9 protein-coding genes and 1 riboswitch are annotated in these 12,181 nt (G+C 66.0%); of the genes, 3 read left to right on the top strand and 6 right to left on the bottom strand.

Features of this window, described 5'->3' with window-relative positions:
• Positions 1-111: 111 nt before the first annotated feature.
• Complete coding sequence (locus tag HUT07_RS16360; protein WP_176021786.1) at positions 112-3,342, bottom strand: autotransporter outer membrane beta-barrel domain-containing protein; 3,231 nt, start codon at positions 3,340-3,342, stop codon at positions 112-114.
• A 346-nt stretch (positions 3,343-3,688) separates the two neighbouring features.
• Here HUT07_RS16360 and HUT07_RS16365 point away from each other — a divergent pair, with 346 nt between their 5' ends.
• Together HUT07_RS16365 and HUT07_RS16370 are read left to right on the top strand one after the other, a co-directional pair.
• Positions 3,689-6,079 carry an autotransporter outer membrane beta-barrel domain-containing protein gene (locus HUT07_RS16365; RefSeq protein ID WP_254898884.1) on the top strand — a complete coding sequence of 797 codons (2,391 nt, stop codon included), beginning with the start codon at positions 3,689-3,691 and terminating at the stop codon, positions 6,077-6,079.
• Between the two features lie 542 nt (positions 6,080-6,621).
• Positions 6,622-7,032, top strand: a complete 411-nt coding sequence (locus tag HUT07_RS16370) for a hypothetical protein (RefSeq protein ID WP_176021787.1) — start codon at positions 6,622-6,624, stop codon at positions 7,030-7,032.
• 91 nt (positions 7,033-7,123) lie between these two features.
• Here HUT07_RS16370 and thiL read toward each other — a convergent pair whose 3' ends face one another.
• The 5 genes from thiL to HUT07_RS16395 form a co-directional block, all read right to left on the bottom strand.
• Positions 7,124-8,086 (bottom strand): thiamine-phosphate kinase, encoded by a 963-nt coding sequence (thiL, locus tag HUT07_RS16375; protein ID WP_176021788.1) that lies wholly within the window; start codon positions 8,084-8,086, stop codon positions 7,124-7,126.
• A 126-nt stretch (positions 8,087-8,212) separates the two neighbouring features.
• Positions 8,213-8,692 (bottom strand): transcription antitermination factor NusB, encoded by a 480-nt coding sequence (gene nusB, locus HUT07_RS16380; RefSeq protein ID WP_049469504.1) that lies wholly within the window; start codon positions 8,690-8,692, stop codon positions 8,213-8,215.
• Complete coding sequence (gene ribH, locus HUT07_RS16385; RefSeq protein ID WP_025876639.1) at positions 8,689-9,156, bottom strand: 6,7-dimethyl-8-ribityllumazine synthase; 468 nt, start codon at positions 9,154-9,156, stop codon at positions 8,689-8,691. The genes nusB and ribH overlap by 4 nt, the downstream gene beginning before the upstream one ends.
• A gap of 205 nt (positions 9,157-9,361) precedes the next feature.
• Positions 9,362-10,462 carry a 3,4-dihydroxy-2-butanone-4-phosphate synthase gene (gene ribB / locus HUT07_RS16390; RefSeq protein WP_176021789.1) on the bottom strand — a complete coding sequence of 367 codons (1,101 nt, stop codon included), beginning with the start codon at positions 10,460-10,462 and terminating at the stop codon, positions 9,362-9,364.
• Entirely contained in the window at positions 10,459-11,085 is a 627-nt protein-coding gene (locus HUT07_RS16395) for a riboflavin synthase (protein WP_176021790.1), read from the bottom strand. Before HUT07_RS16395 ends, ribB begins: the two co-directional genes overlap by 4 nt.
• A 77-nt stretch (positions 11,086-11,162) precedes the next feature.
• Positions 11,163-11,309: riboswitch (FMN riboswitch) on the bottom strand.
• A gap of 200 nt (positions 11,310-11,509) precedes the next feature.
• On the opposite strand from HUT07_RS16395, the gene HUT07_RS16400 reads away from it, so the two are divergent.
• The gene (locus HUT07_RS16400; protein WP_176021791.1) at positions 11,510-12,133 is read left to right on the top strand and encodes an outer membrane beta-barrel protein; all 624 of its coding nucleotides are present in this window, start codon (positions 11,510-11,512) and stop codon (positions 12,131-12,133) included.
• Positions 12,134-12,181: the final 48 nt, after the last annotated feature.

Consider the following 12,181-nt stretch of genomic DNA (forward strand, 5'->3'; position numbering starts at 1 on the left):
CCCATGCTCGGCTGCTCTCCGTTCAGATCACGATGCACCCGCGCTTCGCGCGGTGAGCCGAGCATGGGCTCGGCTCTACAGAGGCCCGCGTGCCGACCCCGGCGCTGTCGCTTACCAGGCCATGCGCACGCCCACCTGACCACCCACGTTGCGGTAGCCATGGTCACCGCGCTGTACGCTCAACCCGCCCCATGCACCCCAGCGCTGGCCCAGCTTCAACTCGGCACCCGCCTGCACTTCATAGCGATTGCGCGGCACATCCGCGCCCAGCGTGTCATCGTTGAACTGCAACGTGCTGGTACCGCTGCCGCGCAACCAGTTCACGCCCAGGTACGGCTGCACGATAGTGCCGGCTGCAGCACCATGGCCGAACACACGCATGCCCAGGCGCCCGCTCAGGCCACCCACATCCGCATCATCGACAACCGTGCCGTTGGTCTCCACGTGACGATCGGCGCGGTAGTCTGCATACGTCAGCTGCAGCTGCGGCTGCACGTACAGAACACTGGCGGCGCCCTGCCACACATTGAAGGTATGGCCCACTTCCAGTGACGCAGTGGCCACACGCGAATCATAGTGCTCCGGCTCCAGGCCGATACCCTGCACACGGTTGTCGAAGCGGCCGAACTGCACGGTCGCATCCACATAGGCGCCGCCGGTTCCCTCTGCATCCTGCAACCAGGTGCCGTACACACCCACGGCGGTACCACGCACGCGGCCGGTGGCGGTGTAGCCGGTCAGATCCGAGGCGACACGATTGTCAGCACGGCCATTGCCCAACATCACACCGAATGCGGCGTTGCCACGCCGCAGCAGGTCACTGCCGATCTGCAGCACCGACGTATTGCCATCCACCGACAGCTGGCCACCCACCGCAGTGAAGTCCGCATTGCTACGACCCACGCGTGCCCATGCAATCCGCTCGTCAGTGCGCGTGCCGCTACGATCATGCATCCGGTGCGCGAACATGTTCACCGCGGCCGACTGGTTCGCCAGATAGGCACCGGCTTCCGGGCGCAGTACCGGCGGCGGCCGGATCGGATCCACGATGCCGCCACCGTCCTCGCCCTCTCCCCCTTCAATCGGGTCCGGACCCGGGCCCGGGTTCACCACGCACCCCGGCGCACCCGGGTCGTCCTCGCAGACATCGAACCACTGCGAGCGCAGGTACCAATGGCCATCGGTGGGATCTGCCACGCCGCCCTGGAACAGGAAGTACTCGTACGAACCACCCACGGCACGCCCGGTCAGCGCATAGCTGGCCAGCGATGCGCCGTCCACTTCGATCAGCTGGATGCCGTCAACGGTGGGCGCACCCACACCGCCGATGTTCCTCACCGCGATCAAGGCATCACCGGAGGTATCACCGCGCACATGCAGGCGGTCGATGGCCGAATCATCGGCCGCCAATGCACCGTGGAAGACGAAGGTGGCTCCCGTGCTGTGCAGGTCACCGTCCACGGTGAGCGTATTGAACCGGTCACCCAACCCCGCCGACAGCAGCACTGCGCTGTCGCGCACATCCAGCGTGCCCACGCGGGCATCGCCACGCAGCGTCCACTGACTGCCTTGCTCCAGCGACAACGTCTGCACCAGATCTGAACTGCCCCACCACTGCGCGCCGTCACGCAGCGCGACATGCACTTGTGACTGCGGCACAAGTCCGGCATCCACATCCTCAGGTGTGATGACGATGTCGCCTTCCATCACCGCGCCCTGTGACAACGCTACATCGAAGCGTCCGGACACCGCAGCATCCAGCGCCAGCGCGGTTCCGTTGCCGCCCACCAGCACAGCCCCGTTGCCAAGGGCCAAGCCAGCATCACGGGTGCTACGCACCCACACCCCGCCATGCCGTGCGCTGGCCAGCGAGCCGCCGTCGATGCTCATGCGGCCGTTGTCATTGATCACCGCCGCCCAGGCACCTTCACCTTCGGTGCGCACGTGGGTATTGGCCAGCGTCATTTCGCCCCTGCCGCCGGACAGCACGCCATGCGAATTGATGCCGGTGGTGCGCACCACGCTGTCGGCGAGGTGGACGGTGCCGCCAAGGCGGGCGATCGCGCCGATGGCGCCGTCGCCTTCGGTAAGAATGTCGATCATGCTGCCGTTCGCTGTCGGCGTGGCAGATACACCGCCTTCCGCGTACAACCCATGACCGTTCTGGCCGAGCGTCCGCAGCCGGCTGCCACTCACCCGTGCGGTGCCTCCCAGCACCGAAATGGCCTGCCAATAGGTGCCATCGGCCGTGATGGTCGATCCGTCGACTACCAGATCGCCATTCATCACTCGAATGCCAACGCCATTGCGAGTGGTGATGAACGAATCGGTCACACGCGCAACCACATCACGCTGGTTCATGTCGATGCCGGTCGACACGCTGTCGAGCCGGCTGCCATGCAGGGTGAGGTCCGCGCCTTCGGTCATATGGATGCCGAAGTGACCGGACAGCTCAACCCCATCCAAGCGCAGCACGCCGCCGCCACCGGTGGCGAAGCTGACCGCGGAGGCGTTGTCACCCCGTGCATGCACGCTGCCTCCGCGCATCTCAAGCTCGCCGCCGACGAACAATCCCATGCCGGAGCGCTCGTGGGTCAGATCGATGTCGACATCTTCCAGCACCACCTTGCTGCCCAGCCCCACCAGCACGCCCGATGCCCCGGCGCCGCTGCCATCGATCCGCACCGAGCGCAGCGTGACATCGCTCCCACCCTGCGCCCACACGCCATGACCTGCTCCCGCCACTGCGATGTGCAGACGCTCGGCCAGCAACGTTCCATCACGCACGTCCAGCCCATTGGCCTGATCGCCAAGAATCTCGATCGCGCTGTCGCGCACCACTGCCTGCCCCTGCTGCACGCTGATGCCGTGGGCCAACCCGCCACGGGTAGTGATCCGCACGTTGTCCAGTGACAGCGCACCAGACAGCGCTTCGGCCCCCGACGCTGCCGTGCCACGCGTTTCGATATGCGTTCCGCTGGCGTGTACCTGGCCGCCATTGGCGGCGGAAAGGCCGGCGGCACCATAGCCGGAGGTGAGGACGCTGCCCGCCTGCAGTTGGATACGGCTTCCTGCACCCTCGGCGCGTGCAGCGGAAGCACGCAGCCCTTCGGTAATCAGATTGACCGGTCCGGTTGGAATGAGGGTGCCGCCATTGATCGCAAGGAATGCATACCCGGCCGGATTCCCCGGCTCCACCGGATCAGTGGTGCGGTAATCGCCCGCAGCCGGGTTCTGTTCGTCGCCATCGGCGATGACCTGCTGTGCCATGGCGACCGACGACGCCAGGGCGGCGGACAACCCCACGGCAAGCAGATGGGGGCGGGGAAGTACACGACGCATGCGGGGGACGCTCCAATGGAAGGGCCCCTACCGTAGGAAGGTGCCGCAATGGCGCCTATCGAATAGGTTGCATTCCCATGCCGCTGCGTCGTCCTGTCGCACCCGTGTCCGCACCGGATTCACCGCGCTGAACATTGCCCGACCCGCGCCTCCAATCGAGCCGCGCTTTGCAACTAATTGCATGGGCGGGCGCCGCGCCCCCGCCCAGAATTCGTGCCGATCAAGACACGGGCTGCCCACTTAGCCCCATCACGCACGCTTCACACGAACAGGCCGAAAAGGCCACTTACGTGAACCGCTGCATGAATGGCCCCTGTGTCGACACTTTCCCAGAAAGGACCAGACCATGAACCGTCATCGCACCCGCACTGCTTATCCCCATCAACGCCCGCTGACGCGTGGCATCGTTCTCGCGCTCTGCATGCTGCCGCTGGCCAGCGCCTGGGCCGGTGATCTGGACGGTACCGCTGCAGTGGTCAATGACGGTGACCCGGTGGAGGAGTGGACGCTGCGCAACAATGCGCAGCTGATTGTGAATGGCGGCCAGACCCACAACATCATTGCCACAGATTCACTCGTACATGTGGAGAACGCTACCATCGACCGCAGCGGCTCCAATCAGCGTGCCGTGGTTCTGGATGGAACGGCACGCTTCCAGTCCGAGCGCAGCACGATCCGCGGCGGCGGCGTCCTCGTGCAGGGGGCAGCATCGGCTCATCTGGTCGGCAGCCGCATTCTGGTAACCGCCGCCGACGGCCTGCCGCCGGGCGAAGTGCTCAGCATCGGCCTGTCGCTGGGCCGCACCCCCGCCAGCATTCCCTTGCCCGGCGCTTGGTCCATTCTGGATTCCACGTATGTGCGTGTGGAGGACACCGCAAGCGGCAGCGACTTTTCCAGCGGCCTGGGCGTGCGCATGCAGAACGGCAGAGTGGATATCGTCAACGGTTCGGAGATCGACGCCGACAATGTGGGCGTGTTGATGAACGGCATCATCGAAACGCCTGATACGCTGCGCCTGGGTATCGACGGGTCCACCGTTCGCTCCGGGCGCGGCGCCGCGATCCGCGTGGCCGCCGACGAGGCTGCCGACTTCGAGATCACCGTGGCAAACGGTGCACAGTTGATCGCGGGCAATGGCAATCTGCTGCAGGTGGACTCTCGCAACGGTACCGCCACACCCGGCGCCAGCCATGTGCGCTTCAGCGTGGACGACGCGCGCCTGATCGGCAATGTCAGCTTCGATGCCGCCACGGTCGATGGCAGCTTGGACGTCGCCCTGCGCAACAAGGCCCAGATCGACGGCCGCTTCATCAACGTCACCACCGCCAGCATCGACAGCGATGCCACCTGGCTGATGACCGGCGACAGCAACGTCCGCCATCTCACCCTGGGTGCGGGCGGTACCGTGGCGCTGGGCAATGGCAGCAGCTTCAACACCCTCAGCCTGGACGAGTTCACTGGCAACGGCGGTACCCTGCTGTTCAACACCCAGCTGGGCGACGACACTTCGCTGACCGACAAGCTGGTCATCGCCGGTGATGCCAATGGCCAGGCCAACGTGCGCGTGCTCAATGCAGGCGGTGCCGGTGCCAAGACCAATCGCGGCATCGAGCTGATCGATATCGGCGGTGCGTCCAACGCGCAGTTCGATCTGGTCGGCCGCGCCGTGGGTGGCCAGTACGAGTACTTCCTGGTGAAGGACGCCAACGGCAACTGGTACCTGCGTTCGGAACTGGGCGGTGCGCCGGATCCGTGCCAGGTGGACCCGACCCTGCCGGAGTGCAAGCCGGTGGATCCGGTCGATCCGATCGACCCGCCGATGCCGATCCTGCGCCCGGAGACCGGCGCGTATCTGGCCAACCAGTTCGCGCTGGACCAGATGCTGCGCCACAGCTACCGCGACCGCCAGGGCGGCGCCGCGGCGGCGGAGGGCATCCGTGGCTGGGCCCGTGTTGACGCTACCCAGAGCAAACTGGGCGCGGTGGATGACCAGCTCGACCTGCGCGTGGACCGCTCGCGCCTGCAGCTCGGTGCGGACATCGGCGTGTTCGATGACGGCCGTGGCCGCGTCGGCGTGATGGGCACTGCGGCACGCAGCAGTGCCACTTCGCGTTCGGACGTGACCGGTTTCAGCGCACGCGGCAAGGTGGAAGGTGGTGCGCTGGGCGTGTACGGCAACTGGGCTAACGATGCGATGTACGTGGATGCCAGCGTGCAGCGCGGCCAGTTCCGCAACCGCGTGCAGGGCGATGGCCTGGCCGAGGAGCGTTACGACTCGGATATCTGGCAGTCGTCGGTGGAAGCCGGCTACCGCTTCGGCATCGGCCAGATCGGCAACACCGCGCTGAGCCTGCAGCCGGAGCTGCAGCTGGTGTACACCGATGCGAAGACTGACGTGCATACCGAGGCCAATGGCACCGTGGTGCGTGCACAGGGCAACAGCGGCCTTTCCGGCCGTGCCGGCCTGCGCCTGCAGGGTGAATCGCGCTCGGCAGTGGGGGCCTCGGTCAGCCCGTATGTGGCGGCCAACTGGTACCGCGATGGTGCGGGTAATGGCATCGCCTTCGATGATGAAGTATTGAAGGCCGGCATTCCGCGCAACCGCTATGAGCTGAGCGCCGGTGCGCGGGTGGAATTCCGCTCCGGGTTCAGTGCGTGGGGTGGGTTCGGCGTGATGCGCGGTGACAGCGGGTATCGCGAGGCGACTGCCAATCTGTCTGTGGCCTACAGCTGGTAATGAAACGAAAACGGCGCCGGAGCAATCCGGCGCCGTTCCACTGTGCGCGATGCACTTTCTGTAGAGCCGAGCCCACGCTCGGCTGCTCTCTGGTCAGATCGCGCGAAAAGCACCGCGCTTCGCGCGGCAAGCCGAGCATGGGCTCGGCTCTACAGGGAAGCCGTGCGAACTCTGACGCAATCGCCTCACTCTGCATGACCACGCAACGCGTGCATGCAGATTGCAACAATCTTTAATTTGAAACTTATCTGATTGGTGCAGCGGCACTTCCGTGCACATCATGGATCGCCACCGACAACGGGTGGCACGGGCTTGCAATCCCGCTTGGCAACTCTGTTGTTTACGCTTGCCTGTCGGCGTCGCTCCTTCCTTGTTGGGCGGCGTCGGCAGGCAATCCGTCCCTGCCCTATGGCGGGCGGTGCGTGGGGGTCTTGTACCCGCCGGCGTTTCGCAGAGTTGCCACCGGTATTGCAACCACGCACCGTCCGCCGCCCTCGCCCAGCGCGAGGGCGGCCCTTTGCCATCAGCACAAGGATGCCGCCATGACTACTTCGCTCTATCCCTATCTGTTCGCCACACTGGGCGACGCCGTTGAACGCCTGCCGGAAGACCTCGCCAAAGCGCTGGAAACCACATTGGGCAGCACGATGAGCGCCCAGACCGATGAGGGCATCACCCTGCTCGGTTGCCTGCAGGGAATCCGCCACGTGGAGGCCGCCGACGGGCGACCGTGGCCCTGGAAAACCCGCACCCAGGGTCATGGCATCGCGATGGCACGCCTCGACCGCGCCAACGCCGGGCTGACGCTGCTGCTGGAACTGCTGCACGCCATGGAGCGTGTACGCGTGGACGGCGATGCGGATCAACAGGTGGGCGACGATGTGCGAGAAGGCGTGCTGTTGGCCTGCCGTGGGCTGGCCGAATATGTCGGTTTGCAGGTGCACGCAGCTTGAGCGAAAGCTGCACCGATTCTGGTAGATGCCAACCTTGGTTGGCACCTACCACAACAGCGCGGTAGCGCCGGGCCATGCCCGGCGTCTTCGCTCAGGCGAAGTGCTGGTATCCGCCGTCGGCGGCTTCGCCATCCACATGCACGCCCTGCCCTTCGGCGATGCGGCCGATACGGGTCAGCGGCAGCTCCAGCGATTCGGCGAGGTAGTGCAGCGCGTCGCGCTGGTCGGCGGCGGCGGTGAAGCACAGCTCGTAATCGTCGCCACCACGCAGCGCGCACTCGCGGGCAGTTTCGCGGCCCAACAACTCGCGCAACGCATTCGAAATCGGCAACAGGTCGGCATCGACATGCGCGGCCACCGCGCTGCGCGTGGCGATGTGGCCCAGGTCGGCCAGCAGGCCATCGGACACATCCACCGCCGCGTGCGCGAACGCACGCAGGCGCAGGCCGAGGGTGACGCGCGGGGTGGGACGCAGCAGGCGCAGGCGCAGGGTTTCGTAGTCGGCCAACAGTGTGGCCGCGGCCACGTTCAGTGCCCCCTGCTGCCACAGCCGCAGCGCACCGGCAGCATCGCCCAGCGTACCGCTGACCCAGATGTCATCGCCAATCTGAGCGCGATCACGACGCAGCGCCTGGCCGCGTGACACCTGCCCCATCGCGGTGACCGACAGCGACAGCGGGCCGCGTGTGGTGTCACCACCAATCAGCGCGATGTCGTGCTGGTCGGCCAAGGCGAAGAAACCGTCGGCGAAGGCCTCGATCCAATCCTCGCTCGCATCGGGCAATGACAGCGCCAACGTGCACCACGCCGGGCGCGCGCCCATCGCAGCGAGGTCGGACAGGTTGACGGCCAGCGTCTTCCAGCCGATGTCGAACGCTGGGGTTTCGGCCGGGAAATGCACGCCACTGTTGAGGGTGTCGGCGGTGACCACCAGTTGCTCGTTGGGGCGCGGCTGCAGCAGTGCAGCGTCATCGCCGATGCCGAGCACGATGTCGTCGCGCTCGACGGTGCGGGCGCGGATGCGGTCGATAAGGGTGAATTCGGCCAGGGACATGGGGGCGTTCTGCTTTCATGTAGAGCCGAGCCATGCTCGGCTGCAGTTCGATCACGCGCCGCACTGCCGGACGCAACCGTGCGCTGCACGGTGAGCCGAGCATGGCTCGGCTCTACAGAAATCGGGTCAGTGACCCGATTCGACCTTGCGCCATTCCACGGCGGCACGATCCAGCACGCCGTTGACGTAGGTGTGGCCGTGTTCGGAACCGAAGCGCTTGGCCGATTCGATGGCTTCGTTGATGACCACGCGGTACGGCACGTCCAGGCGGTAACGCAGTTCGTAACCGGCCAGGCGCAGCACGGCGCGTTCGATCGCGTCCACTTCGTCGATGCTGCGGTCCAGGTACGGACCGAAGGCTTCATCGATGTCGCGACGGTTGTCGAGCACGCCATGCACCAGCGCTTCGAAATACGCCAGGTCAGCGATTTCGCGGGCCTGCTCGTGGGCGAACTGGGCGATCAGCGACTGGCCGTTGCCGCCGGAGATCTGCCAGGCGTAGATGGCCTGCACGGCACGACGGCGCGCGCGCGAGCGCAGCACCGGATCGATGCCATCGCGGCGGACGGGTTTACCGGAGGGCTTGCCCTGGGTGTTCTTGTTCATGGCAGCTGCTCCAGAAGGTTGACCATTTCCAATGCGGCGAGTGCGACTTCCTCGCCCTTGTTGCCGTGGCTGCCGCCTGCGCGGGCCTCGGCATCTTCCACGCGTTCCACGGCCAGCACGCCATTGAGCACCGGCACGCCGAAATCCAGCTGCACGCGCATCAGGCCTTCAGCGCAGCGGTCGGCCACGTGTTCGTAGTGACGGGTGTCGCCACGGATCACGCAGCCCAGGGTGAGGATGGCGGCGTGTTCGTGGGCGGCGGCCAGGCGCGCGGCAACCAGCGGCAGTTCCCAGGCACCCGGCACGCGGATCACGTCGATGTTGGCTTCGGCAATGCCGTTGCCGGCCAGGCTCTGGCGGGCGCCAGCGACCAGCACGTCGGTGATGCGGGCATTCCAGCGGCTGGCCAGGATGGCGAAGCGCGCCGATTCGGGAGTGCGAAGATCGCCTTCGTAGTGGCTCATATGCGGCTTGGGGGTTCGATAAGGGGGTAATTCTACCGTGGATGGGCCCCGGCCGTGGTTGGCGGGGGCCTGCAGGGTGTGCCGACCAACGGTCGGCACCCACCACAGGTAGGGCATGGTCGGCCCCCATCACAGGTAGGGCATGGTCGGCACCCACCAGAGGGCAGACGGTGGGTGCCGACCGTTGGTCGGCACGCCAAGGGGTTTACGGGGTAACCGTCTCCACCACTTCCAGGCCGTACCCGGCCAGGCCGATCTGGCGGCGCGGGGTGCCCAGCACGCGCAGCTTGCCCAGGCCCAGGTCGGACAGGATCTGCGCGCCGGCACCGTTGCGGCGCCACTGGCTCACGTCCTTGTCCTTGCCCGGCACCACCGGTGCCGGCTGCTGGCGCAGGCGGGCCAGCAGGCTTTCGCCGTCGCGCGGGGCCTGCAGCACCACCATCACGCCACTGCCTTCGGCATCGATGGCGCGCAGGGCATCAGTCGCGGCCACGCCGAAATCATCACGCCGCCAGTGCAGCAGGTCGGCCAGCGGGTTTTCCACCTGCACCCGTACCAGGGTCGGGGTGTCAGCGTCCGGGGTACCGCGTACCAGGGCGAAATGCAGGTCGTGCGCGATGCGGTCGCGGTAGGTGACCAGCTTGAACGGGCCGAATTCGGTGTCGATGTCGCGCTCGTCCACGCGCTCGACCGTCTTTTCGGTGGCCAGGCGGTAGGCGATCAGGTCGGCGATGGAGCCCATCTTCAGGCCGTGCTCGCGGGCGAACACTTCCAGTTCCGGGCGGCGCGCCATGCTGCCGTCAGGATTGAGGATCTCCACCAGCACGCCGGCCGGTTCCAGCCCGGCCAGCATGGCCAGGTCGACGCCGGCTTCGGTGTGGCCGGCGCGGGTCAGCACGCCACCGGGCTGGGCGATCAGCGGGAAGATGTGGCCCGGCTGATGCAGGTCGGCCGGCTTGGCATTGGGCTTCACCGCGGTACGGATGGTGTGCGCGCGGTCGTGGGCGGAAATGCCCGTGGTCACGCCTTCAGCCGCTTCGATGCTGACGGTGAAGTTGGTCTGGAACTGCGCGGTATTGGCCTGCACCATCGGCGCCAGGCCGAGGTCGGCCGCGCGGGTGCGGGTCAACGGCAGACACACCAGGCCGCGGCCGTGGGTCACCATGAAGTTGATGTCGCTGGCCTTGACCAGCTCGGCCGCCATGATCAGGTCGCCTTCGTTCTCGCGGTCTTCGTCATCGACGATGACGACCATGCGGCCGAGGCGGATGTCTTCCAGGATTTCCGGGATGGGGGCGAAGTTCATGCGGCATCTCCCTGTGCGTGCTGACCGTTGGTCGGTACTCCGATCAACCGCTCGACATACCGAGCGACCAGGTCGATTTCCAGATTGATCGCGCTGCCCACGCCGGTGGCGGAGAACGCGGTATTGGCCACGGTGTGCGGAATCAGCGCGACTTCAAAACCTTCATCGTCCACTTCATTGACGGTGAGGCTGACGCCGTCCACGCAGATCGAGCCCTTCTTGGCAATGTAGCGGCGCAGCGCGACCGGCGCGGCGAAACGCCAACGCTGGGCGCGGGCATCTTCGTGGATGGACAGCACCTGGCCGAGGCCGTCGACGTGGCCGCTGACCAGATGGCCGCCAAGGCGGTCGGTCGGGCGCATGGCACGTTCGAGGTTGATGACTGCACCTTCGGCTAGCTGGCCCAGCGTGGTCAGGCCCAGGGTCTCGGTGGACGCGTCGGCCTGGAAGCTGCTGTCGTCGAACGCGATGACGGTGAGGCAGACGCCGTTGATGGCGATGCTCTCGCCCATCTGCACGTTGTCGAACGGCAGATTCCCGACATTGAACGTGAAGCGGACATCGCCGCCGATGGATTCGCGTGCGGCCAGACGGCCGACGCCTTCGATGATTCCAGTAAACAAGTAACGTTCTCCGCGAAAAGTGAGCGAAAAACGCCGCAAGGCAAACAGGCGGGCGCAGGGCCGCAAAGGCCCTGTGGCACCGTCTTCTTTCATCCGGACTATGACCGTCGGCTCCGGCATTGGACCGGATCTGCTGACCCCCGACGGTAAGGCCGGGGCGCTCGCGGGCTCGTGCTTGCGCACCTACCGCCGGTGGGGAATTGCACCCCGCCCTGAAGACGTTTGTGTACCGGCGAACCGGCGCGCCCAGTGTACCAGCCCGGGCTGAACGGGGTCGGGATGCAGCGGGGCGTGCCCTGGCCTGTGACCGCCGTCGCTCGCATTTCGTAAAACTTTCATTAAAATCGGCGATCGGACGACATGAGGTCGCCACGGACTGCCGCATCGGTAGACCGCCAATGGACTGATATTCACAGGAATTCCCATGCGCAAGATCCTGATCGTGGCCGCCCTGCTGGCCGCCGCTCCGTTCTCGGCCTCGGCCGACGCCCTGAGCTACACCTACGTCGAAGGCGGCTGGACCCAGGTCAAGACCGACGATGACGTGTTCAACGATCCGAAGGTTGATGGCGGCTATGTGCGCGGTTCGATCGCGCTGTCCGAGCAGGTGCACGTGTTCGGCGGCTGGAGCTACGCCAGCAAGAGCTACGACTACACCTACGGCTCGCTGAAGCTGAAGCTGAACCAGCCGGAGCTGGGCGTTGGTTACCACATGCCCTTCAGCGACCGCGTCGACTACACCGCCGACATCGCCTGGGTGCGTCAGCAGGCCGAACTCACCGTCAAGGACGTGGACTACGGTCGCTTCAGCAGCAAGGACCACACCAACCTGGTGCGTGCCACCATGGGCCTGCGCGGCAAGCCGTCGCGCATGACCGAAGCCTGGATCAAGGCCGGTTACATGGATGGCGGCAACGAATTCAAGGGCACCTGGGTCGGTACCCTCGGCGGCCAGATCAATTTCACCCGTACCTGGGGCCTGGTCGGCGAGATCTCCGGCTACCGTGATGTCACCCAGTACTCGGCCGGCGTGCGCGCCAGCTTCTGATTGCCCGATCCTCGTCGTGTGATCGAACGGGTCCCGCAAGGGGCCCGT

It is taken from the genome of Stenotrophomonas sp. NA06056, from assembly GCF_013364355.1.
In the GTDB taxonomy this organism is placed as follows: Bacteria; Pseudomonadota; Gammaproteobacteria; order Xanthomonadales; family Xanthomonadaceae; genus Stenotrophomonas.

Coding starts and splice junctions, on each gene's coding strand:
- HUT07_RS16360 (WP_176021786.1), bottom strand. CDS start 3,342: ATGCGTCGTGTACTTCCCCGCCCCCATCTGCTTGCCGTGGGGTTGTCC.
- HUT07_RS16365 (WP_254898884.1), top strand. CDS start 3,689: ATGAACCGTCATCGCACCCGCACTGCTTATCCCCATCAACGCCCGCTG.
- HUT07_RS16370 (WP_176021787.1), top strand. CDS start 6,622: ATGACTACTTCGCTCTATCCCTATCTGTTCGCCACACTGGGCGACGCC.
- thiL (WP_176021788.1), bottom strand. CDS start 8,086: ATGTCCCTGGCCGAATTCACCCTTATCGACCGCATCCGCGCCCGCACC.
- nusB (WP_049469504.1), bottom strand. CDS start 8,692: ATGAACAAGAACACCCAGGGCAAGCCCTCCGGTAAACCCGTCCGCCGC.
- ribH (WP_025876639.1), bottom strand. CDS start 9,156: ATGAGCCACTACGAAGGCGATCTTCGCACTCCCGAATCGGCGCGCTTC.
- ribB (WP_176021789.1), bottom strand. CDS start 10,462: ATGAACTTCGCCCCCATCCCGGAAATCCTGGAAGACATCCGCCTCGGC.
- HUT07_RS16400 (WP_176021791.1), top strand. CDS start 11,510: ATGCGCAAGATCCTGATCGTGGCCGCCCTGCTGGCCGCCGCTCCGTTC.